The sequence below is a fragment of the Sphingopyxis sp. Root1497 genome (assembly GCF_001427085.1).
Classification (GTDB): Bacteria; Pseudomonadota; Alphaproteobacteria; order Sphingomonadales; family Sphingomonadaceae; genus Sphingopyxis.
Map to the genome: position 1 here is coordinate 1,635,268 of NZ_LMGF01000003.1, position 21,296 is coordinate 1,656,563.

The window sequence follows — 21,296 nt, forward strand, 5'->3', positions numbered from 1 at the left end:
CGCCTGCGGAAGGGGCCGGGGGAGGGCCTGTTTTCAGACGCTGTCCAATCCGACAGGCCCTCCCCAAACCCCTCCCGCAAGCGGGAGGGGCTTATGTTTGCAGCCACCTCATCTTAACCCCTCGCTGCTAGCCTGCCCGCAATGACGGTTCATCCCGCCTTTCCCGCCGACGGTATGCCCGCGCCCGCCGCCGCCACGCCGCTGACGGTGCGCGTCGTCGATCCGCTGGCGCTGTCTCCGGCGCTTGCGGCCGCGTGGGACGCGGTTGCGGCCGAGGCGAGCGAGCCGAACCCCTTTGCCGAACGCTGGTGCCTGCAGTCGGCGCTGCACCTGCTCGATCCGGAGCGGCTGACGCGGCTCGTCATGGTCCGCGACGGCGCCGAAGGGCCGGTGATCGGCGTCATGCCGCTGGCGCCCGCTGGCCATTATGGCCGCCTGCCGCTCCGCCATGTCACGGGTTGGGCGCATCCCAATCATTTTCATGGCGCCCCGCTGGTCCGCGCGGGCTTCGAAAGCTTGTTCTGGTCGATCCTGCTCGGCTGGTGCGACGCCGCGCCTTGGGCGAAGACGCTGGTCCATGTGCCGCGCCTGACCGAGGACGGCCCGCTTCACCGCGCGCTGGTCGACGTCGCGCGCGGTCGCGGCGCCGAGGCTGAGATCGTCCATCGCGAAGAGCGGGCGCTGCTCGAAAGCACCCTGTCGCCCGAGGATTATTGGGACGGCGCGGTGCGCGCGAAGAAACGCAAGGAACATCGGCGGCAGGCGAACCGGCTGGCCGAACAGGGGGCGGTCGCCTTTCGCCGCTGGTCGGCGGACGAGCCGGTCGAACCATGGGTCGATGCCTTCCTCGACCTCGAAGCGCGCGGCTGGAAAGGGCGTGCCGGATCGGCGCTCGCGAGCCATGGCGAGACCGAGGCGTGGTTCCGCGCTATCCTCGCCGGGGCTGCGGAAGCCGGGCGGCTCGACATGCGTGCGCTCGACCTCGACGGCCGGCCGCTCGCGATGCTGGTCAACTTCCTCTGCCCGCCGGGCGGCTTTTCGTTCAAGACCGCGTTCGATGAGGATTATGCGCGCTTTTCGCCCGGGGTATTGCTGCAACAGGCGAACCTCGACCTGCTCGCCGACGACCGCGTCGACTGGGTCGACAGTTGCGCCGCGCCGGGCCATCCGATGATCGACAGCGTATGGCGCGAACGCCGCGCGCTCGTCTGGATCAATGTGCCGCTGAGCGGCGCCGGCGACCGGCTGCGCTTTTCGCTGCTCACCAAGGCCGAAAAGGTGTGGCGGCGGCTGAAACGGACCGATGCCGCACCCGCCGAAACGCCCGAAGACCAGGACCAGTCATGACCGCGCACCAGAAGATCGATACCCGCGTCTTTCCGCCCGAGACGCTCGAAACGATGGAACGGCTTTATCCGCAACAGGCGGGATTGCTGCATCACCGGCTGCCCGACCATCCGCTGCTGTCGCTCGAAGCGCTGGCGCGGCTCGGCGAAGGCCTGCCCGCGGGGCAGGTCGAATATAATCCGGGCGACGTGCCGATCGGCATATTGCCCGAAGACATTCCCGCCAACGGCCTGTCGATCGGCGAGACGATCCGCACCATCGACACCAACCGCAGCTGGGCGGTGCTCAAGAATATCGAGAGCGAGGGGCCGTATCGCGAGCTGCTGATGGCGTTGCTCGGCGAACTCGAACCCGTGGTGCAGCCGCGCACCGGCGCGATGCTGACGCCGCAGGGGTTCATCTTCATCTCCTCGCCCGGATCGATCACCCCGTTCCACTTCGACCCCGAGCATAATATCCTGCTGCAACTGCGCGGGACGAAGGTGATGAACGTCTGGCCGGCCGGCGACGAACGCTTCGCGCACCGCCGCGAGCATGAGCGTTATCACACCGGCGGACACCGCAACCTGCCGTGGGAAGAGGGCTATGAGGGCGGGCAGAAAGCCGTGCCGCTCGCGCCCGGCGACGCGGTTCTGATGCCCGTCATGGCGCCGCATTATGTCGCCAATGGCGACGCGCCGTCGATCTCGCTGTCGATCACCTGGCGCAGCGAATGGAGCTATCGCGAATCCGAAGCCCATGCGGCCAACGCCGCACTGCGCCGCATGGGACTCGACCCCGCGATGCCGCCGCGCTGGCCGAGCTACGCCTGGGCCAAGACCGTCGGCTGGCGGCTCGCGCGGAAGCTGCGGCTTGTCCACTGACAGATGGCTTTCCATCGCCGCCTTTTGCGGCTATGGGCGCGCATCCCAATTTGTTCGAGACCCTTGAGGATTGATGGCGAAAGAAGAACTTCTGGAAATGCGCGGCCAGGTGGTCGAACTGCTTCCCAACGCGATGTTTCGCGTCAAACTGGAAAACGATCACGAGATTCTCGGCCACACGGCCGGCAAGATGCGCAAAAATCGCATCCGCGTGCTCGTCGGTGACGAGGTTCTCGTCGAACTGACCCCCTATGACCTGACCAAGGGTCGGATCACCTATCGCTTCAAGTGAGCGGCGCGGTGGATTTCCCTGCGCTGGTGCTGGCCTCGACGTCGCCGCGCCGGCTGGAACTGCTCGCGCGCATCGGCCTGACCCCGGCGCGTATCGCGGCCCCCGAAATCGATGAAACGCCGCTGAAGGGCGAACTGCCGCGCGCCTATGTCGCGCGGCTCGCCGAAGGCAAGGCGCGCGCGGTCGAACGTGCGCCGAACGAGGTGGTGCTCGCGGGCGACACCACCGTCGCGGTCGGACGCCGCATCCTCGAAAAGCCCGTCGACGAGGCCGATCTGCGCCGTATGCTCGGCCTGCTGTCGGGACGGCGGCACCATGTCTGGTCGGGCGTCTGCGTTGTCGGCGCCGACGGCAAGCCGCGCGTCCGTGTCGCCGACACCATCGTCGCCTTCAAGGTGCTGAGCGCCGCCGAGATCGACTGGTATGTCGAATGTGGGGAAGGCATGGGCAAGGCGGGCGGCTATGCGATCCAGGGCCGGGCCGAAAGCTTCGTCCGCTTCCTGTCGGGCAGCCATTCGAACGTCGTCGGCCTGCCGCTGTTCGAGACGCGCAGCCTGCTGAGCAGCGCGGGTGTGCCGCTTGGCTGAGTGGCTGTACGAAGCCGGGATCGGCGAGGCGCGTGCCGCGCTGGTCGAGGACGGTGCAATCGTCGAGGTCCGGATCGAACGCGACGATGAAGGTCCCCTCGTCGGAGCGATTGTTTCCGCCCGGCTGGTCGAATCGGGCAAGGTCATGCTCGATGTGCCGGGCCAACCCCTCGCGGCGATCGCGGCGCTGCCATCCCCCATCTCGCTCGGTACGAGGCTCATCGTCGAAATCACGCGTATGGCGCTACGCGAACGCGGACGCGACAAGCCCGCCCGCGTTCGGCTGGCGACCGAGGGCAGTTCGCCGGTTGCGGGACCCGATCTTCGCGCGCGCATCGCCGCGACGGAATTTCCGGTGGTCGACTTGCGCCCGACAGACCCCGACCGCCTTGAAGAGGCCGGGTGGTCCGAGGTGATCGACCATGTCCGCGCCGGCTATTGGCCCTTTGCCGGTGGCGCGCTGTGGGTCGATACGACGCCGGCGATGACGCTGATCGATATCGACGGAGAAGGTGACGCCCTGGCGCTCGCGAAGGCGGGGGCAGCGGCGGCGGCGCATGTCATCCGTTGCTGCGATGTCGGCGGGTCGATCGGAATCGACTTTCCGTCACTTCGCACCCGCGCCGAACGGCTGGCCGTCGACGCGCTCATCGACGAAATCCTGCCACAGCCTTTCGAACGCACCGCAACGAACGGGTTCGGCTTGCTGCAGATCATCCGCCGCCGCGAGCGGCCGTCGCTGATCGAGCAGGTGCGGTTCGATGCGGTCGCGACCGACGCGGCGCTGCTGCTGCGGCAGGCAGAGCGCGCGGCGGGGACGGGGGTGTTGCGCCTGACCGTGCGCCCGGCGGTTGCCGACCATATTGCGGCGCACCCTGCGTGGACCCATATGCTGCAGACACGCACCGGACGCCCGGTCGAACTCATCGCCGATGCCGCCATCAAAGGATCGGGCCATGCCCAGTAAACCCGCCGCCAGACCGCGTGCCTGTCCGCTATGCGGCCAGCCGCGTGCCGACGAATTCAAGCCTTTTTGCAGCCGCGGCTGCCGCGACCGCGATCTGCTCAACTGGTTCGGCGAGGGCTATCGCGTGCCCGTCGACCAGCCCGCCGACGGCACCGCCGACGAGGATAATTTCACCGACGAATGAGCGGTCGAAACACGACAACAAAGGTGCTGGACAGGACGCGAGACCCTGCCTATAGCCGCCGCTCGCCAGCGGGCCGGTCGGCTTCGCGAGGCCCGTGCCCGGGTAGCTCAGTTGGTAGAGCATGCGACTGAAAATCGCAGTGTCGGCGGTTCGAATCCGTCCCCGGGCACCACTTTCCCCATCCTTGTGACGTCAACCGGACGGTCTCTCGGTCATTCGTCCGGCGTCGCCGCGATCGTGCCCGAGGGTAGCGATATCCGGTCGGCGGCATAGTCGGCGAACATCGCGTCGGGATCGCGCTTCAGCGAAAAGCGGATCGATGCGCGCGCGCGCTCGGCCTCTTCCTCGGTGGTCGAGCTGAAATAATTGGGGCACCCCGCCTTCGAGATCGTGACCTTCCTCGCCGGCACCCCGGTGACGCCCGCCGCCGATATGGATCCGCGCCCGGCGCGGTAGGAGGACGCCACGACATGGCTCACCCGGTCCGTCGCGCCGGTGAGGCGCCAGAGCGTCGTTTCATAGGATGTCAGCACCAGATAGAGCGGTTGCCCGCCCGGCTCGATCGTCACCTCGACCAGCCGCGTCTTTTCCCGCTTGTCGTTGCTCTCGATCTGGACGGGCGAGATCGTCCGGCTCTCATAGCCGCCATAGGCGATCAGCCTCGCAGCGGTGGGCACGGCTGGTAACGGGCAGATTTCGGCCTGCCAGGTCATCTGGCTTTCGCGTATCCGGCCCCGGATCGACGCAAGTTCCGGCTCCGATGTGGTGCCGTCGCCATCGGCATCGACGGCGCGGAATGCCTTTTCCGCCAAAACGGTCAGTTCGGCGGCGGTCAGCCGGCCGTCGCCGTCGGGATCGGTCGCGAGCAGCGCGACGAGCCGATAGTCCCATGCCTGCTGGCGCGCGGTCGCGGCGGCTTCGGGCAGGGTAATGACGCCATCGCCGTCGATGTCATATTGCTGGAGATGATGCTCGATGCGGCGATCGCGCGCGGTTTGATCGTCAGGCGTGCCGGAATCGGCGCTCGTGCTCGTCCCGATTTCGTCGCGGGTGATGCGGAGGTCGCCGTCGAGGTCCATCGGCAGGATTCGCTGGATCGGCCCGGTGCGCTGGACCGCCGCGCGCCGTGCCATGGCAAAGTCGATGTCGCCTTGGTCGAGGCCGTCGCCGGCCCGATCCGCCTGGCGAAGCTCGCCGACCACCCGCGCGACATAGTCTTCGATATGGCCGCCGCTGTGGAATCCGTTCACGAGGGCGATCGGAACGTCGGGCGCCGTGGGTTGTGCGGCAGCGGATGCCGCGATCGCCAGCGCGGCCGCCGCGGCGATCCCGGGGGTCATGCTCCTATGTGTTGCTTGCATCATGATCTCCTCGCTCGCAGTAGCGTCACCCTAAAGGGGCAAGGTTAAGACATGGCCTATTGCGGCGATGCCATGGCGTGACTTGACCCGTCATGGTGCAGTGCAAACTGTTGCTTTTTGGTCACTTAACCCCGGAAAATCAGTCATGTGATAACGCCGCCCCGTTGACGCGGCGAACCGGGCGGCTAGAGCCGCCAGTTCCTGCTGGAGCATCCCCTCCTTTGGCCCATGGGCCGCGTTCCGGCGGGTTGGAGAGAGAAACCTCATGACCTTGCGCAACATCTTGTTGGGCGCCACCATGCTGTGCGCCGCAACCACCCCCGCCTTCGCCTTTGCCCAGGACGCCGCCCCGGCCGCCGATACGACGACCGAAACCGTCGATTATGGCAACGAGATCATCGTCACCGCGACCAAGCGGTCGCAGACGCTGCAGGACACGCCCGTCGCCGTTTCGGTGACCTCGGCCGCCGACCTCGAGCGTTCGCAGATCCGCGACCTCATCGACCTGCAGTCGGCGGTGCCGAGCCTGCGCGTGTCGCAGCTCCAGTCGAGCGCGAACACCAACTTCATCATCCGCGGCTTCGGCAACGGCGCGAACAATGCCGGGATCGAACCGTCGGTCGGCGTCTTCATCGACGGCGTCTATCGCTCGCGCTCGGCCGCTCAGATCGGCGACCTTCCCGCCGTCGAGCGCATCGAAGTGCTGCGCGGTCCGCAGTCGACCCTGTTCGGCAAGAACGCCTCGGCGGGCGTCATCAGCATCGTGACGCAAAAGCCGCAGTTCAAGTTCGGCGGCAGCGCCGAAGCCACCTATGGCAATTACGACGCCATCACCGTGAAGGGCAATGTCACCGGCCCGATCAGCGACACGATCGCCTTCTCGATCGGCGGCAACTACAACCGCCGCGACGGCTATGCCCAGGACCTGAAGCTCGGCACCGACGTCAACGACCGCAACCGTTACGGCGTGCGCGGCCAGCTGTTGTTCGAACCGACCGACGCGCTGTCGATCCGCCTGATCGGCGACTATGACAAGATCGACGAAAATTGCTGCATCGCCGGCAACGTCATCGCCGGCCCGACCGTCGCGATCACCAACGCCCTGGCGGGCGGCCCCAGCGTCGACGCGAACAATCCCTTCTCGTACAATGTGTACAACAACTTCCTGTCGTCGAACAAAATCAAGAACTACGGCGGTTCGGCGCAGATCGATTACGATCTCGGCAATCTCGCGCTGACTTCGATCACCGCCTATCGCCAGGTTCGCGCCGACACCAACCAGGATTCGGACTTCACCGGCGCCGACCTGATCGGTGAGAAGAGCGATTATGTCGACATCGACACCTTCACGCAGGAATTCCGCGTCGCGTCCGATTTCGACGGCCCGCTCAACTTCCTGCTCGGCGGCTATTATTTCAACGAGAAGATCGACCAGCAGAGCGCGATCAAGTTCGGCACCCAGTTCCGTCCCTATGGCGATGCGCTGATCCGCGCGGCGAGCGGCAACGCGCTCAACGTCGCGCTTCTCGAGGGCACGCTCGGCGCGCTCGAAGGCAATCCGGCGAAATATGCCGGGACCTTCTTCAAGACCGGCACCGGGCTCGACGAAGCCTATCGCCTGAAGAATGAAGCCATGTCGATCTTCGGCACGGTCGATTTCGACGTCACCGATCGCCTGACCCTCACCGTCGGCGCCAACTACACCAAGGACAAGAAGCGCTTCGCGACCGACGTGGTCAGCAGCGATGTCTTCTCGGGCATCAATCTCGACGGCGCGGCCTATGCGCCGTTCCGCAACACGTTGCTGTTCCAGGGTGGTCTTGCGCAGCTCGTCGGCGGTCCCCAGGGTCTTGGCCTTGGTCGTCCGGCCACGGCCGCCGAAATCGGTGCGTTCGCCGGCACCAACCCCGGCGCCTTCGCGGCCTTCTCGGCCGGTGCGCAGGCCAACGCCAACGCCAATCAGAACAACCCGGCGGCGAACCCGCTCAACGGGTTGAAGGCGTTCCAGTTCCTGCCGCCGTTCCTGAACCTGCCCAACGCGGTCGAACCCGGTAAGACCAACGACAGCGATCTCGCCTACAGCGTCCGCGCGTCGTACGAGCTGACCGACACGGTCAACCTCTATGCGACCTATGCGACGGGCTTCAAGGCGAGCTCGGTCAATCTGTCGCGCGACAGCCGCCCGCTCGCCAGCGACCTGCCGGCGATCATCAGCGGCGGTCTGGGCACGGTGAACCTCACCTCGGGTTCGCGTTTCGCGGCGCCGGAAGAATCGACCGTTTATGAAGCGGGCCTCAAGGCCAACTGGTCGGTCGCGTCGCTGAACCTCGCGGTGTTCAAGCAGTCGATCAAGGGCTTCCAGTCGAACATCTTCACCGGGACCGGCTTCGCGCTCGCCAATGCGGGCAAGCAGTCGACCTTCGGCGTCGAGTTCGACGGCTCGGTCCGCCCGGTCGAGGGCCTGAACCTGACGATGGCGCTCACCTATCTCGATCCGAAGTACGACAGCTTCATCAATTCGGCGTTCGGCGATATCTCGGGCAGCACGCCCGCGGGCATCCCGGCGCTGACGGTGTCGGCTGGCGGTACCTACACGCATGAATTCGCGGGCGGTACGCGCGCGATCCTGCACGTCGACTATCATTATGAGAGCCCGGTGCAGATCGTCGAGGGCCTGACCGGTTTCCCGGCCAGCGTCGCGCAGAATCTGAAGCGCGAAGTCAACCAGCTCAACGCGTCGTTCACCGTCGCGCTGACCAATGGCGTCGAAGTCGGCGTGTGGGGCCGCAACCTCACCAACGCGACCTATCTGACGACGATCTTCCCCGCGGTTGCGCAGTCGGGCAGCGTTTCGGGCTATCCGAACCAGCCGCGCACCTATGGCGGTGTCGTTCGCTTCAAATTCTGAGGATCGGGATAGCGAGGGACGGCACGCCTGCTCCCCGCTATCGGGTCCCCGGATTTCGGGCATAGAAAAACCCGGCCTCTCCGCCGAGAGGCCGGGTTTTCTTGTGGGCGTTGCCGCCGTCGAGCTTTAGAACTTCACGCCCGCCGCGATGCCGTAGCGGCGCGGTTCGAGGGTGAAGATGTTGGTGTAGTTACCCGACGACTGGTCGGTGATGTACAGGCCCGTGACGCTCGACGAGTTGAACAGGTTCTGGATGAACCCCTTCACATACCATTTGTCGTCGGTACCGTTCAGCTGCATCTGGGCGTTGACCTGGGCATAGCCTTTGATCTTGTTCACGCTGCCGTTGAAGATGCTGCCATAGCTGTCGCCGGTGTAGGCGAGGTCGACGCGCGGAACGAGCGACATGCCGTCCCCGAAGTTGATGGTGTACTGGACGCCCGCCGAGAATTTATAGTTCGGCGCCTGCGGCAACTTGTTGCCCTTGAGGTTGACGGGGATGCCGGCCGAGAAATATTCGACACCGCCGAAGTTCGCAGGGTTGAGACCCAGCGGAGCGAAGGCGCCCTGTGCTGCGGCGCTCAGAACACCGCAAATGCCGAATGCGCCGGTCGAGGCAATGCCACCGTCGGACGGGAAGGGCGTTGTTCCGCGCAATCCGGCGCCGGGCTGGATGCCGGGGATGACGCGCGTGGTAACCGCCGGATCGGGATTGATGTCCGGGTTGGTGTTGATCAGATTGTTCACCTGATTCACGAACGCATTGATTCCCGCGACATTCCCCGATGTGGACGCGACGGCGCAGTTCGCGGCATTGGTGATGTCTTTGACGATCACCGCATCGGCACGGCCGCCGCCAAAGTCACGCGGGTTGCTGCTGAACTCGTCGCCAGACACTTTGGTGTTCAGATAGCTGAAGCCCAGGTTGATGACGAGGTTCGGATCGGGACGGACGATGCCTTCGGCCTCGAAGCCCCAGATATTGGCGTTGATATTGTCGTTGACCGCGGTACGGGCGACGATCTTGCTGAGCTGAAGATCCTTGTACTTGTAGTAGAAGGCGGTGAGGTTCAGCTGCAGCGCGCCGTTGCCGAAGGTGTTCTTCGAACCGATTTCGAACGCGTCGACCTGCTCGGGCCTGAAGCTTTCGGGCACCGCGAAGATCGGCTGCAGCGGCGGGTTGATGCCACCCGATTTATAGCCCCGCGAATAGGAGGCGTAGATCAGATTGTCCTCGGTGACCTTGAAGTCGAGGACCGCGCGTCCGGTCAGCTTGTTGAACTTCACGCTGCGCGCCTGGATGATCTGGTTGCCCGGCGTGCCGGGATCGGCGTCGAACGAACCGACGAAGGGCGAACCGAACACATCGCCGGTCTGGCCGAACGGCGTCAGGAAGCTGGCGAGGGTCGAGCGCGCCGTCACCGCCTTCTTGTCGTTGTTGTAGCGCAGACCCGCGGTCAGTTTCAGCCGGTCGTTGAACTCGAAATAAGCCTCGCCGAAGATGCCATAGGATTTGATCTTCAAATCGTCGGTGTTGTTGCGGAAGAAAGGCGTCGCGAGGAACGACGGCGGCAGGCCGTTGGCGAACGAGTTGAACGCGCCGAGAACGCCGGTCAGATAGTCGATCGGGAAGGCGTTCACATAATAGCTGTTCTCGGTCAGGTGATAATCGGCATAGATGCCGCCGACGAGGAAGTTGAACGGCCCGTCGAGATCGCTGCTGAGAATGGCTTCCGTCGACCAGCTGCTGTTATACTGGTTCGACCGGTCGAACTGCAGCGACGTCGCGTCGCAGATCTTGTTGCCGCCGAACGAGCCGAAGCCGGTTTCCTCGGGCAGCGAGGTGCAGAGCGGGCCGTTCGGACCCTGCGGAATGATCGCGGCGGCGACCGGCGCGAAATAGGCGGCCGAACCGGGAACAAAGGCGGGAAAGGGCGCCGGCAGACCGGTCGGGATGCCATTGGCGGCAAAGAAGGCCAGCGTGTTCAGGCCGCCCGCATACAGGGCCCGATTGCCGACGTTGCTGTTATAGTCCTGCATCGAGTCGAGCTTGACCTTTTGGTACTGGCCCGAAACCTGCAGCGAGACCGGCCCGAAATTATGCTCGATCTCGCCCTGCAGCGTCAGTTCGCTGGTGAAATATTGCGGGGTGAAGGCGGTGTTCACGGTACGCGAATCGGCGGGGATCGTCGTGTTGGCATAGACGTCGGGGCCATAGAGGCTGCCGAGTGCGAACGCCGTCGGGATACCCTGGGTCGCGAGGAATTCCCTCGACGTCAGCGCGGCGGTAAAGGTCGCATTGCCGTTGAACGGCGAATTGTCGCGGCGGGTGTTCAGACAGCCGAGGATGCCGGTCGGGTCGCGCTGGCACTGTTGTTTCTGGATGCGGGTGCGCTTGTCGCGTTCGTGGAAATAGGAGGCGAGGAAATCGACCGTGGTATCCGGGGTCGGCTCCCAGCGGATCGAACCGCGCACCGAATACAGGTCACGGTCGTCGATGCGGGTATTGAGGAACGTGTTCTTGGTATAGCCGTCGCGATTGAGGTAGATGCCCGCGACGCGCAGGGCCAGGGTGTCGCCGATGGGAATATTCACCATCGCTTTGCCCTTCATCGAGTCATAATTGCCGTACTCGGCTTCGGCGGCGGCTTCGAACGCGCCGAGCTTCGGCTTGGCGGTGATGACGTTGACCACGCCCGAGGTCGCGTTGCGGCCGAACAGCGTGCCCTGCGGCCCGCGCAGCACTTCGATGCGTTCGAGGTCGAAGAATTCGGTTTCGAACAGGCGGGTCGAGAAGAGCGGGTCGCCGTTCAGGTGGATCGCGGTCGCGCTGTCGCAGGTCGTGCCGACGCAAAGGTCGCCGATGCCGCGGATGGTGAAGCTCGCGCCGGTGAAGTTGGTCTTGGTGAAGGTGACGTTGGGCAGCGTCAGCTGAAGATCCGATGGCGTCTTGATCTGCTGCGCCTCGAGCGCTTCGGTCGAAAAGGCGCTGACCGCGATGGGAACATCCTGCAGGCGTTCGGACTGGCGCTGCGCGGTCACGACGATTTCGCCGCCGAATGCGTCGCGTTCGGTCTCGTCCGCCGCGTTTTGCGCGAACGCCGGGCTCGCCACCGACATCGCAAGGATCGAGGTGCCGATCAGTGCCTTGAACTTCATATATAGCCTCCCTTTTTCGATCCGCGTCGCGGATCGCCCAATTGCATCACTCAATTGGGAGGGGATGTGTCCAGACGTGTGACTACGAGCGCCGAACCTCACCGGTCCGGCGCGAGCGCGTGCGCGATATATTGTAGCCAGCCGTGCTGGGCATCGTCCTCTCCCCCCGGCGCTCGGGGAATAACGCCGGCTCTCCGATCACGGCCTGCTTGAGCAGGCTCTGTAACCTCATAAAACTGCGCCCAGTTGACGAAAGCGTCAAGTGACTTGTTGAACCAGATTCACCTGCTGGAATATTATTACGCGAGACGATAAAAAAGCTCCGATTCCGCAACGTAAGCTTTGCCCGCTGGAGCAAATTATTGTCGCGCGGGGCTTGCTTCGCGGCGCTTTCGTCCCGAAATGTGCGACATGATAGCAACAGTGAAGGCGGGCGGATGACGAAGGTGGAAGTGGGACCGGACGGCAGGCCGGTGGTGCCCGACGCGGTCCTCGATGCGGTCCGCACACTGATCACATGGGCCGGCGACGACGTGTCGCGCGAGGGCCTGCTCGACACGCCGAAACGTGTCGCGCGCGCCTGGCTCGAATATTGCCAGGGCTATGCCGAGGACCCGGCGATCCACCTGTCGCGCACCTTCGAAGAGGTCGGCGGGTACGACGAGATCGTCCTGCTGCGCGACATCCCGTTCCAGTCGCACTGCGAACATCATATGGCGCCGATCACCGGCAAGGCGTCGATCGCCTATCTGCCCAAGGACCGCGTCGTCGGCATCTCGAAACTGGCGCGCGTGCTCAACGGTTACGCGCGCCGCCTGCAGGTGCAGGAGCGGCTGACCGCCGAGGTCGCGAAATGCATCTGGGACAATCTCCAGCCGCATGGCGTCGCGGTCGTCATCGACGCCCAGCATGGCTGCATGACCGGACGCGGCGTGCGCACCCCGGGCGTCGGCATGGTGACCAGCCGGCTGCTCGGCTGCTTCCTCGAGGATGAACGCAGCCGCAAGGAAGTGCTCAGCCTGATGGGCTATTAAGGACTCGCAAGTGTTGAACGTTGCCGTGCAGCGATGAGCGATCCTCGGCGGAAATCATGCATCTACTGCGGCCGACAAAATAATTTGTCGGGAGAGCATGTCATAGCTGAAACGCTCCTTAGGAGTATCAGCGAGTTGAATGTGAAATCAACTCAGCGGCAGTTAAATTTCCTTAACGTAGAAAAATTGATGTCGTCGGAGGAAATCGTCGATGACGACAGCACGCGCTATCCTCAGCAGGTAATAGGTCAAATTAAGATATCTGGAGTGTGTCGAGTTTGCAATTCCGGATGGATGAGCGGGATCGTCGAAAATGCGAAGGATGATATCCTAAATTTGTACTCAGGGGTGTGGAATATAAATGATCTTAATGCGTATAATTTGGCTAGATGGTCGCTTCTAACTTCGATGAATATTGACGAACTTTATGAAGATAATAAATCAATAGATGACGAAACTAGGAAAAAATTCGGACAGGATTTAGATATTCCGAGATTCTTCTATATTTTTCTTGGACGAAAAACGGGTGCCTTTGATCGAATATATGCGAAGAGAACTTTGAGGCGTTCTTTGAGTCCAAAGGACCGTGGTGATTTCTATAGCCGAGAGTCGGCTACGACTATCATTCTTGGGCAAGCCGTTTTTCACGTCTTGCAATCTGATGGCTCATTTGACGATGAGGTAATCAAAGAATATGCTCAGAGTTTGGGAGTTTTTCCAATATTTCCGTACAATAGTGATGATTTTAGTTGGAGATTCCTGCCTTATCTTAGGAAAGATGATCTAGAAAAACTGATAGACTACTATTTCATATTAAGTTCTGAAGCAGGAAGGGCGTCAGCGCGTTGGGCTATTGGTAAGATGATGATCAATCAACGTGAAGGGCTATATTTTAGAGGGGCACATCGTTGGTTGTGAACTCCTGCCGCAGAAACGCACATAATAGCCTCTAGGGTATCAATCCATGGCCCGCGGGGTGCAATAAAAACCGATGCTGGGCGATACCGCGCGGGGGACCCAGCCATAGGGCGAACGGTGCACCGCCTGGATGTCGAGATGCGCCGCGATCACCCGTTGCAGCGCGCGCCAGTCGAAGCCCTTGTGTCCGGTCCGGTGCGGCGCGACCTTGTCGAGGCGGTAGGTCGCCGAGTGGAAGGTGTCCTGCCAGCTATATTCGCGGTGCCGCCGATATCCGATCATCGCCGACCCCAGGTTCTTGACCGCGATGGCGGGGCCGATCTCGTTCGGCACGGTGCAATAGAATCCGTCGATCTCGGCGCGACCGATATGCTCGACCAGCACCGCGACCTGGTCTGCGGGAATATGTTCGAGGGTTTCGAGCGCGATGACCAGGTCGACCTGGTCGATCAGGTCGAGCCGGTTGCCGATGATGTTCCGCACGGCCCGAAAATTGGGGCGGTCGCCGAAACGGTCGCGGGCGACTGCGCATAGCTTCTGACGCATTTCGACACCGACATAGTCGATGGCGAACCGGGGATCGAGCAGGCCGAAGGCGCGCGCGCTGCCGCAGCCGATGTCGAGGATTCGGATCGGCTTGCCGCCGCGGAAACCCGATAGCGCTTCGACGACGCCGAGCAGGTTCTTGTAGCGGACCGAATGGAGGAAGCGGGTGACCGCGCTGTGGTTGAGCCGGGCTTCGTAGCGGGTTTCTTCGTGGCCACTCACCGGCCCTAGCGCCGCCACATCCGCAGGAGCTGATATTGCACCGCCTGCAGCCGCGTATAATTTTCGGGATCCATCTTGCCGCCCTCGAGCGCTGCGACCTCGTTGAGTTCGTACATCAGATTGCGGTGCGCGACGTCGGGGATCAGGCTCTGGATGAAGGTGATCGCGACCAGCCGTTCGCCGCGGGTCACCGGCTCGACCTCGTGCAGCGTGTGCGAGGGATAGACGATCGCGACCCCGGGTGCTTCCTTGAAGCGCAGGTCGGCATTGCCGAGCTGCACGTGCAGCGCGCCGCCGTCATAATCGGCGGGATCGCCCAGGAACACCGTGCAGCTGACGTCGGTGCGCAGCTGGCCATCGGGCAGCGGGATATAGGCGGCATCGGGGTGCAGCCCGTAATGCATGCCCGGGGTGTAGCGCGTCAGCAGCGGCGGCGCGATCCGCGCGGGAAAGCTGAACTCCATGAAATCGGGATTGCGCACCATCGCGTCGAGCAGGATCTTCGACGAGCGTTCATAGGCCTGCGCATCGTGGAGCTGGAGGTTGTTCTTGATCGTCGAATGCGGGTTGCTGATCTTGCCGTCGACGAACTGGCCGGCCGCGGCGATGTCGCGCAGCGCGCGCACTTCCGCATCGTCGAGCAACTGGACAAGCTTGAACATCGTCGTTCCTATCCGCCGTGGATCGGCAGGTCGCCGACTGTCTTATCGCGTGCGGCGAGCGCTTCAACCCAGGCGATGGCCTCGGCGATCGCCGGAGCGTGCTCGGCGGCGGCCTGCGCCTGCAATTGCCGCCGCAGGTCGGGGCTGTAGCCATGCTCGGGCGCCTTCGAATATTGGCGCATGATCGGCCCGGCGAGCGCGGTCTCGATCCGCGCCGCGTCGGGGGCGAGGCCGAAATGCCGCGCCTGTGCGGTCAGGCTGGCGGCGGGATCGGCGAGCATCGCCTCGAAATCGACCCACAGGTGGCGCGGATCGGCGGCGGGCAGGGTGCGGGCTGCGGTTGCCATTTCGCAAAGCCAGCTCATCGCGACGCGGGTGACCGGGGGCAGCTGCCAGAGCGCGAAGGGCAGGTCGGGCAACAGCGCCGCGAGCCGCGCCATGCGGGCGGGCGCTTGCGCCAGTGTTTCGGCAAGCGACGCCTCGCCCGCCAGAATGGTTTCGATGTAGCGCGCGACCGGGGCGTAGAGAAACAGCGCGCGGCCGTCGGCGCCGGTCAGGTCGTCGGCGATCGCGGTGATGACGCTCGACGCCTTGACCATCGCGACCTGTCCGGCGGCGAAACCGCGGCCGAACCAGCCCGACACCTGCGCAAGCCGCTGGCGATACAGATCGGGCGACCAGACCGACTCCGGCCGATCGATGCGCTCGGCGACCTGCGCCAGCGTGCGCAGCAGCATCGGCTCGCGCAGCGGCAGGACGTCGGCCGTCTCGGCGAGCAGCCGCGAGACCAGGGTCGAGCCGACATGGCCGATGTGGAAGATATGGTGCGGGCGCGGTGCCGCCGGGCCAAGGTCGGGCAGCGCATCCCACGCCATCCATTCGCGCCCGATCCGGTCGGTGAGCAGCCGCTGGTCGAGGAAGCTCGCGGCGCGATAATCGGCCTCGGTCAGCAGCGCGATCAGGACGCGATCGTTCGCAAGGTCCGCCATATGCGGCAACAGGCTCGCGTCACCGGCGAAGCGATGCTGGAAGGGATCGTCTGCCATCAGTTGCGGCCATAGGAAAGGCGAGGGGGATTGGCCAGCCCGGCGCTTCGGCTTTGGGGTGGGTTTCAGGCCATCCTCTCATTTCCGTTCGTGTCGAGCGAAGTCGAGACACCCCGAAGGCGCGCGCTACCAATGGGTGTCTCGACTTCGCTCGACACGAACGGGATTTGGGGGGCGGCTTTTCCGCTAACGTCCGAAACGAGAAAGGGCCGCGTTCCCTTTCGGAAACGCGGCCCTCTCAAATGGCTTAGGCTGAAAAAGCTCAGGCTTCTTCGGCGTCGTCCGCAACCGCTTCGACGGCGGTTTCCGAAGGCGGCGTGCCTTCTTCGAACTCGTCTTCGCTGTCGGGTTCCAGCGCCGTGGCAGCAGCCTCGGCCTGTTCTTCCTCGAACATCGCGGCGATGACGTCGATGCCCTGCTTCTGCATTTCGGCTTCGTCGGGCGAGCGCGCGACGTTTACGCCGACGGTCACGACGACCTCGGGGTGCAGCTTGACCTTGACGTCGACCAGGCCGAGCGCCTTGATCGGGCGTTCGAGTTCGACCATCGACTTGCCGATGCCGGTGATGCCGTCTTCGGCCAGCGCATCGACGATGTCGCGCACCGAAACCGAACCATAGAGCTGGCCGGTGTTCGACGCCTGGCGGATCAGGACGATCTGCTTGCCGTCGAAATCCTTGGCGCGGCCTTCGGCCTCGCCACGACGTTCGGCGTTGTCAGCCTCGATCTTGCCGCGGTTGGCTTCGAACAGCTTGCGGTTGGTGTCGTTCGCGCGCAGCGCCTTGTTGTTGGGCAACAGGTAATTGCGGGCAAAGCCGTTCTTGACGGTGACGACATCGCCGATACCGCCAAGCTTTTCGATACGTTCGAGCAGGATGATTTCCATCGGACCAGCCCTCCTTACTTAACGATATAGGGGAGCAGGCCGATGTGGCGCGAGCGCTTGATCGCCTTCGCCAGCTCACGCTGCTTCTTGGTGGACACCGCGGTGATGCGCGACGGGACGATCTTGCCACGCTCCGACAGGTAACCCTGGAGCAGGCGGACGTCCTTGTAATCGATGACCGGTGCGTCCTTCGCGGTGAAGGGGCAGGTCTTGCGGCGGCGGAAAAAGGGTCGTGCCATGTCTTTGTTCCTTATTCTTCGCCGTCGCGGTCACGGCCGCCACGGCCGCCCCGACGTTCCTGCTTGCGCATCATGACCGAGGGACCCTTTTCGAGTTCGTCGACCTTGATGGTCATCCAGCGAATGATATCTTCGTTGATCGCAGCCTGACGCTCGATCTCGGCAACGGCTTCGCCCGACACTTCGGCCGACAACATCACATAATGACCCTTGCGGTTCTTCTGGATCTTGTAGGCGAGCTGCTTCAGGCCCCAGGTTTCGGTCTTGTGGACCTCGCCCTTATATTCGCCGATGACGTTGGTGACGGTTTCCGCCAGCGCGTCGACCTGAGCCTGGCTCAGGTCCTGACGCGCGATAAAAACATGCTCGTAGAACGGCATGGTGCGCTTCCTTCGATTTGGCCGATCGCTGGTTCCGCGCCAATCGCGAACCCCCTCCGGCTGTCGTCTCGCTTTGCGAATCGGTGCAAAGCAAACGGGGCGATGGCTCAAAGCCTCGCCCCGATGGCCGCGCCTATACAGATTTGCGCGAGGGAATCAAGCATGCCGCCCCTCTCCCCTTGAGGGAGAGGGTTGCGAAGACTTACCGCCTTGGCGGTTAGTCGAAGCTGGGTGAGGGGTTGCGGTCCGCAGGGCCGCGCGCGCCTCTAGCGCGCAACCCTCATCCAACTGCGCCGAGCGCCTTCGGCGCAAGGCTTCGTATCCTTCTCCCTCAAGGGGAGAAGGAACTATGCGAGCTTCGCCAGCAATTCGCGCCCGAACTCGGTCAGCGTATCGTCGCGCGCGCCGAGGATGAGGATGCGGTCGCCCGCTTTCGCCTCATCGAGCATCGCCGCGCCGCAATTGGCGCGCGTCGTCAGGTGGACCGCATCGCCGCCGCCGGCGACGATGTCGGCGACCAGCGCCTCGCTGCCGATGCTGCGGTCGACGGTGCCGCCGAAATAGACGGGATCGCAGACGAACAATTTGTCGCCGTCGCGCATGCCGGCCGCGAAACTGGCGGCGAGTTCCTTGCCCATCTGGCGCAGCGGGCCATAGCCGTGCGGCTGGAAAAACAGCAGCGCGCGGCCCGGCAATTCGGCTACCGCCGCGAGGGTCGCGGCGACCTTGTCGGGATTATGCGCGAAATCGTCGATCATGGTGACGCCGCCGGCTTGTCCCAGCACCTCATAGCGCCGGGCAAGGCCGGTGAAATCGGCGAGCGCGGCTGCCGACTCCCGGATCGAAATGCCCAGCGCGCGCGCCGCCGCCATCGCTGCCAGCGCATTGGACGCATTGTGGCGCCCCGGCATCCGCAGCCGCACCTCGCATTGCGTCACGTTGAAGTGCGCGGTGAAGCGGCACCCGTCGGGCAGTGCCTCGAAATCGCTGCCGCGCATTCCGGCGAGCGGGCTGAAGCCGAAACGCATGACATTCTCGCCGCTCATCAGCGGGCGCGATTCGGGGTCGTCGACATTGACCACCGCGATCCGCGCCTTGGCGACGAAATCGCCGAACAGCATGTGCAACTCGTCGAGGCTCTTATGGTCGAGGCTGATGTTGGTGACCACCGCGACGTCGGGGCGGTAGAGGGCGATCGATCCGTCGCTCTCGTCGACCTCGCTCACATAAGTGGCCGCATCGCCGACCAGCGCGCTGGCGAAGGGTGTTTCGTCGCTGGCGAAATTGCGCATCACCGCGCCGTTCATCACGGTCGGCTTGTGTCCGACACGCGCGAGGATCCAGCCGATCATCCCGGTGACGGTCGACTTGCCGCTGGTCCCGCCGACGCCGACAGCTTGCGCCGCTTCGTTGAACAGCGCCGCGTTGAGATCGGCGCGCGTCATGCGGGGGAGGCCCAGCTTGTTGGCGGCTGCGATGTCGGGAACGCTGTCCTCGACCGCCGCCGAGGCGACGAGGGTCTGGCCGGCGGCGACGCCGCTGCCGTCCTGCGGGACCAGCGCGATGCCCTGGCCCTCGATCCACGCGAATTTATCGGGCGAACGCCCCTGGTCGCGGCTGCGATCCGAGCCCGAAACCTGCGCGCCGCGCGCCGCCACGATCATCGCCAGCGGCAACATGCCCGACCCGCCGATGCCGCAAAAGAAATAGGATTTGTTTTCGGTCATGGCGGGGCGTTATGGCGTTGGCGAGGGCTTGGCAAGGGAAGGGGAGGCGAACGCTATGCGCATCGGGATCGTCGCCCCCAGCACCCCCATATTGCCCGACGATGCCGAGGCGGTGCGCGCGCTGGCGAGCCTCGGCTACCCCGAGGTCGAGCTTATCTTCGACCCGCAATGTTTCGCGGTGCATGGCCATTTTGCGGGCGAGGAAGGGCATCGCTTCGCGGCGCTGGTCGAGATGGCGAACCGTCCCGACATCGACGCGATCTGGTTCGCGCGCGGCGGTTATGGTGCCTGCCGGATCGCCGAGGACGCGGTCGCGGCGATGACCGACGTCGCGCGCGGCAAGGCGTATCTCGGCTATTCGGACCAGGGCAATCTGCTCGGCGCGCTCTATCGCGACGGCTTCGACCATGTCGCGCATGGCCCGATGGTCGCCGATATCCGCCGCGCGGATGGCGATGCCGCGGTGCTGCGTGCGCTCGACTGGCTCGTCGCGCGCGATCCTGCGGTGTGCGAGCCGGGGCTTCAGCATGGCGCGCGCCACGCGGCGTTCAACCTGATGACGCTGTCGATGCTGCTCGGCACCCCGCTCGAACCCGACCTTGGTGGTCATATATTGCTGGTCGAGGAGGTGAGCGAATATCTCTACGCCTTCGATCGCGCCTTCTTCCATGTCGCCAGCTATCTCGGCCCGCGCGGGCTGGCCGGGCTGCGGCTCGGCCGCGTCAGCGACATCCCCGAAAACGACCGGCCCTTCGGCGCCGACGCCGAGGATATCGCGCGCCACTGGTGTGCGCGCTGCGACATTCCGTATCTTGGCCGCGCCGATATCGGCCATGATGCGGGCAACAAGGTCGTCCCCTTCGGCTTGCATCGCGCGGGGTGAGGGAATAGGCGCCTGACCCTATTGCGTCGCCCCCGCGAAGGCGGGGGCCGCTAGAGTTCAAACGCCAACGGTCCCCGCCTGCGCGGGGGCGACGATATAAGGACAGGGTCATGCGCGCATTCATCTTTCCGGGTCAGGGCAGCCAGGCGGTCGGCATGGGCAAGGCCTTGTCCGACGCGTCGCCGGTCGCGCGCGAGGTGTTTCAGGAGGTCGACGACGCGCTCGGTCAGAAACTGTTCCAGCTGATGACCGAAGGCCCCGAGGACCAGCTGGTCCTCACCGAAAATGCCCAGCCCGCGATCATGGCGAACGCCATCGCGACGCTGCGGGTGCTCGAAAAGGAAGGCGGCGTGACGCTGTCGGCCAAGGCCGATTATGTCGCGGGCCACAGCCTCGGCGAATATAGCGCGCTCTGCGCCGCCGGCGCTTTCGACCTCGCGACCACCGCGCGGCTGCTCAAGACGCGCGGGCAGGCGATGCAGGCGGCGGTGCCCGTCGGCATCGGCGCGATGGCGGCGCTGCTCGGCGCCGACATCGACACCGCGCAGAAGCTCGCCGACGCCGCCGCCGAGGGCGAAATCTGCACCGTCGCCAACGACAACGACCCGTCGCAGGTCGTGATTTCGGGCCACAGGGGCGCGGTCGAGCGCGCGGTCGCGCTGGTCAAGGATTATGGCATCAAGCGCGGCGTGCTGCTGCCCGTGTCGGCGCCCTTCCACTGCCCGCTGATGCAGCCCGCCGCCGACGCGATGGCCGAGGCGCTCGGCGCCAATCCGCCCGCCGCGCCGCTCGTTCCGGTGGTCGCCAACGTCACCGCCAGCCCGGTGGGTGACGCCGACACGATCCGCGACCTGCTCGTCCAGCAGGTCACCGGCCGCGTCCGCTGGCGCGAGAGCGTCGCCGCGATGGAGGCTATCGGCGTGGGCCATTTCGTCGAATTCGGCGGCAAGGTGCTCGGCCCGATGGTCAAGCGCAGCGCGTCGGGTGAAGTCGAGGTGACGAGCGTGATCTCGATGGACGATATCGAGGCGCTGCTCAAAACGCTGTGAGCGAATATCGCTTTTCTCAACTAAAGAGATAATGTA

Annotated in this window: 20 protein-coding genes and 1 tRNA gene; 12 read left to right on the forward strand and 9 right to left on the reverse strand. The window is 64.3% G+C overall.

What is annotated here, in order from left to right; all coding sequences use genetic code 11:
• The first annotated feature begins 141 nt into the window (after positions 1 to 141).
• From ASD67_RS11155 to ASD67_RS11185, 7 genes are all read left to right on the forward strand, one after another.
• The gene (locus ASD67_RS11155) at positions 142 to 1,347 is read left to right on the forward strand and encodes a GNAT family N-acetyltransferase (protein ID WP_056346831.1); all 1,206 of its coding nucleotides are present in this window, start codon (positions 142 to 144) and stop codon (positions 1,345 to 1,347) included.
• Positions 1,344 to 2,210: a cupin-like domain-containing protein gene (locus ASD67_RS11160; RefSeq protein ID WP_082544967.1), complete on the forward strand. Its 867-nt coding sequence runs from the start codon at positions 1,344 to 1,346 to the stop codon at positions 2,208 to 2,210. Before ASD67_RS11155 ends, ASD67_RS11160 begins: the two co-directional genes overlap by 4 nt.
• Before the next feature lie 73 nt (positions 2,211 to 2,283).
• A complete protein-coding gene (gene infA / locus ASD67_RS11165; protein WP_010162480.1) occupies positions 2,284 to 2,502 on the forward strand; it encodes a translation initiation factor IF-1 in 219 nt (72 codons plus the stop codon).
• Positions 2,499 to 3,089, forward strand: a complete 591-nt coding sequence (locus ASD67_RS11170; RefSeq protein WP_082544968.1) for a Maf family protein — start codon at positions 2,499 to 2,501, stop codon at positions 3,087 to 3,089. Before infA ends, ASD67_RS11170 begins: the two co-directional genes overlap by 4 nt.
• Complete coding sequence (locus tag ASD67_RS11175; protein WP_327197015.1) at positions 3,073 to 4,056, forward strand: ribonuclease; 984 nt, start codon at positions 3,073 to 3,075, stop codon at positions 4,054 to 4,056. Before ASD67_RS11170 ends, ASD67_RS11175 begins: the two co-directional genes overlap by 17 nt.
• Positions 4,046 to 4,240, forward strand: coding sequence for a DNA gyrase inhibitor YacG (locus ASD67_RS11180; protein WP_056346836.1), 195 nt, complete (start codon positions 4,046 to 4,048; stop codon positions 4,238 to 4,240). The genes ASD67_RS11175 and ASD67_RS11180 overlap by 11 nt, the downstream gene beginning before the upstream one ends.
• A 96-nt stretch (positions 4,241 to 4,336) precedes the next feature.
• A tRNA-Phe gene (locus tag ASD67_RS11185) sits at positions 4,337 to 4,412 on the forward strand.
• A 40-nt stretch (positions 4,413 to 4,452) separates the two neighbouring features.
• On the opposite strand, the gene ASD67_RS11190 is transcribed toward ASD67_RS11185, so the two are convergent.
• Positions 4,453 to 5,580: an EF-hand domain-containing protein gene (locus ASD67_RS11190; protein WP_056346838.1), complete on the reverse strand. Its 1,128-nt coding sequence runs from the start codon at positions 5,578 to 5,580 to the stop codon at positions 4,453 to 4,455.
• A 286-nt stretch (positions 5,581 to 5,866) separates the two neighbouring features.
• Between ASD67_RS11190 and ASD67_RS11195 the strand changes: the two genes are divergently transcribed.
• Entirely contained in the window at positions 5,867 to 8,509 is a 2,643-nt protein-coding gene (locus ASD67_RS11195) for a TonB-dependent receptor (protein ID WP_056346840.1), read from the forward strand.
• Between the two features lie 126 nt (positions 8,510 to 8,635).
• Here ASD67_RS11195 and ASD67_RS11200 read toward each other — a convergent pair whose 3' ends face one another.
• A complete protein-coding gene (locus ASD67_RS11200; protein WP_156377666.1) occupies positions 8,636 to 11,668 on the reverse strand; it encodes a TonB-dependent receptor in 3,033 nt (1,010 codons plus the stop codon).
• Between the two features lie 437 nt (positions 11,669 to 12,105).
• Between ASD67_RS11200 and folE the strand changes: the two genes are divergently transcribed.
• On the forward strand, positions 12,106 to 12,702 hold the full coding sequence (gene folE / locus ASD67_RS11205) for a GTP cyclohydrolase I FolE (protein ID WP_056346841.1): 597 nt from the start codon (positions 12,106 to 12,108) through the stop codon (positions 12,700 to 12,702).
• Between the two features lie 294 nt (positions 12,703 to 12,996).
• Positions 12,997 to 13,620, forward strand: a complete 624-nt coding sequence (locus tag ASD67_RS23075) for a hypothetical protein (protein ID WP_156377667.1) — start codon at positions 12,997 to 12,999, stop codon at positions 13,618 to 13,620.
• A gap of 39 nt (positions 13,621 to 13,659) precedes the next feature.
• Here ASD67_RS23075 and ASD67_RS11210 read toward each other — a convergent pair whose 3' ends face one another.
• The 7 genes from ASD67_RS11210 to ASD67_RS11240 form a co-directional block, all read right to left on the reverse strand.
• The gene (locus ASD67_RS11210; protein ID WP_162248567.1) at positions 13,660 to 14,388 is read right to left on the reverse strand and encodes a class I SAM-dependent methyltransferase; all 729 of its coding nucleotides are present in this window, start codon (positions 14,386 to 14,388) and stop codon (positions 13,660 to 13,662) included.
• 5 nt (positions 14,389 to 14,393) lie between these two features.
• On the reverse strand, positions 14,394 to 15,050 hold the full coding sequence (locus ASD67_RS11215; RefSeq protein ID WP_056346846.1) for a Fe2+-dependent dioxygenase: 657 nt from the start codon (positions 15,048 to 15,050) through the stop codon (positions 14,394 to 14,396).
• Between the two features lie 8 nt (positions 15,051 to 15,058).
• A complete protein-coding gene (locus ASD67_RS11220; RefSeq protein WP_056346848.1) occupies positions 15,059 to 16,096 on the reverse strand; it encodes a hypothetical protein in 1,038 nt (345 codons plus the stop codon).
• Positions 16,097 to 16,358: 262 nt separating this feature from the next.
• Positions 16,359 to 16,982: a 50S ribosomal protein L9 gene (gene rplI / locus ASD67_RS11225; protein ID WP_056346850.1), complete on the reverse strand. Its 624-nt coding sequence runs from the start codon at positions 16,980 to 16,982 to the stop codon at positions 16,359 to 16,361.
• A gap of 14 nt (positions 16,983 to 16,996) precedes the next feature.
• Positions 16,997 to 17,221 (reverse strand): 30S ribosomal protein S18, encoded by a 225-nt coding sequence (rpsR, locus tag ASD67_RS11230; RefSeq protein ID WP_056346852.1) that lies wholly within the window; start codon positions 17,219 to 17,221, stop codon positions 16,997 to 16,999.
• A gap of 11 nt (positions 17,222 to 17,232) precedes the next feature.
• Entirely contained in the window at positions 17,233 to 17,601 is a 369-nt protein-coding gene (gene rpsF / locus ASD67_RS11235) for a 30S ribosomal protein S6 (RefSeq protein ID WP_056346855.1), read from the reverse strand.
• Between the two features lie 347 nt (positions 17,602 to 17,948).
• The gene (locus tag ASD67_RS11240; protein ID WP_056346858.1) at positions 17,949 to 19,328 is read right to left on the reverse strand and encodes a Mur ligase family protein; all 1,380 of its coding nucleotides are present in this window, start codon (positions 19,326 to 19,328) and stop codon (positions 17,949 to 17,951) included.
• A 55-nt stretch (positions 19,329 to 19,383) separates the two neighbouring features.
• Here ASD67_RS11240 and ASD67_RS11245 point away from each other — a divergent pair, with 55 nt between their 5' ends.
• Together ASD67_RS11245 and fabD are read left to right on the forward strand one after the other, a co-directional pair.
• Positions 19,384 to 20,211, forward strand: coding sequence for an LD-carboxypeptidase (locus ASD67_RS11245; RefSeq protein WP_056346860.1), 828 nt, complete (start codon positions 19,384 to 19,386; stop codon positions 20,209 to 20,211).
• Positions 20,212 to 20,321: 110 nt separating this feature from the next.
• Positions 20,322 to 21,260 carry an ACP S-malonyltransferase gene (gene fabD / locus ASD67_RS11250; RefSeq protein ID WP_056346862.1) on the forward strand — a complete coding sequence of 313 codons (939 nt, stop codon included), beginning with the start codon at positions 20,322 to 20,324 and terminating at the stop codon, positions 21,258 to 21,260.
• Positions 21,261 to 21,296: the final 36 nt, after the last annotated feature.

What these genes read in the sequence shown, in the direction of transcription:
- rpsR (WP_056346852.1), bottom strand. Translation starts at nt 17,221, where the DNA reads ATGGCACGACCCTTTTTCCGCCGCCGCAAGACCTGCCCCTTCACCGCG.
- ASD67_RS11215 (WP_056346846.1), bottom strand. Translation starts at nt 15,050, where the DNA reads ATGTTCAAGCTTGTCCAGTTGCTCGACGATGCGGAAGTGCGCGCGCTG.
- fabD (WP_056346862.1), top strand. Translation starts at nt 20,322, where the DNA reads ATGCGCGCATTCATCTTTCCGGGTCAGGGCAGCCAGGCGGTCGGCATG.
- ASD67_RS11155 (WP_056346831.1), top strand. Translation starts at nt 142, where the DNA reads ATGACGGTTCATCCCGCCTTTCCCGCCGACGGTATGCCCGCGCCCGCC.
- infA (WP_010162480.1), top strand. Translation starts at nt 2,284, where the DNA reads ATGGCGAAAGAAGAACTTCTGGAAATGCGCGGCCAGGTGGTCGAACTG.
- rpsF (WP_056346855.1), bottom strand. Translation starts at nt 17,601, where the DNA reads ATGCCGTTCTACGAGCATGTTTTTATCGCGCGTCAGGACCTGAGCCAG.
- ASD67_RS11245 (WP_056346860.1), top strand. Translation starts at nt 19,384, where the DNA reads ATGCGCATCGGGATCGTCGCCCCCAGCACCCCCATATTGCCCGACGAT.
- rplI (WP_056346850.1), bottom strand. Translation starts at nt 16,982, where the DNA reads ATGGAAATCATCCTGCTCGAACGTATCGAAAAGCTTGGCGGTATCGGC.
- ASD67_RS11220 (WP_056346848.1), bottom strand. Translation starts at nt 16,096, where the DNA reads ATGGCAGACGATCCCTTCCAGCATCGCTTCGCCGGTGACGCGAGCCTG.
- ASD67_RS11160 (WP_082544967.1), top strand. Translation starts at nt 1,344, where the DNA reads ATGACCGCGCACCAGAAGATCGATACCCGCGTCTTTCCGCCCGAGACG.
- folE (WP_056346841.1), top strand. Translation starts at nt 12,106, where the DNA reads ATGACGAAGGTGGAAGTGGGACCGGACGGCAGGCCGGTGGTGCCCGAC.
- ASD67_RS11195 (WP_056346840.1), top strand. Translation starts at nt 5,867, where the DNA reads ATGACCTTGCGCAACATCTTGTTGGGCGCCACCATGCTGTGCGCCGCA.
- ASD67_RS11180 (WP_056346836.1), top strand. Translation starts at nt 4,046, where the DNA reads ATGCCCAGTAAACCCGCCGCCAGACCGCGTGCCTGTCCGCTATGCGGC.
- ASD67_RS11240 (WP_056346858.1), bottom strand. Translation starts at nt 19,328, where the DNA reads ATGACCGAAAACAAATCCTATTTCTTTTGCGGCATCGGCGGGTCGGGC.
- ASD67_RS11200 (WP_156377666.1), bottom strand. Translation starts at nt 11,668, where the DNA reads ATGAAGTTCAAGGCACTGATCGGCACCTCGATCCTTGCGATGTCGGTG.
- ASD67_RS23075 (WP_156377667.1), top strand. Translation starts at nt 12,997, where the DNA reads ATGAGCGGGATCGTCGAAAATGCGAAGGATGATATCCTAAATTTGTAC.
- ASD67_RS11190 (WP_056346838.1), bottom strand. Translation starts at nt 5,580, where the DNA reads ATGACCCCCGGGATCGCCGCGGCGGCCGCGCTGGCGATCGCGGCATCC.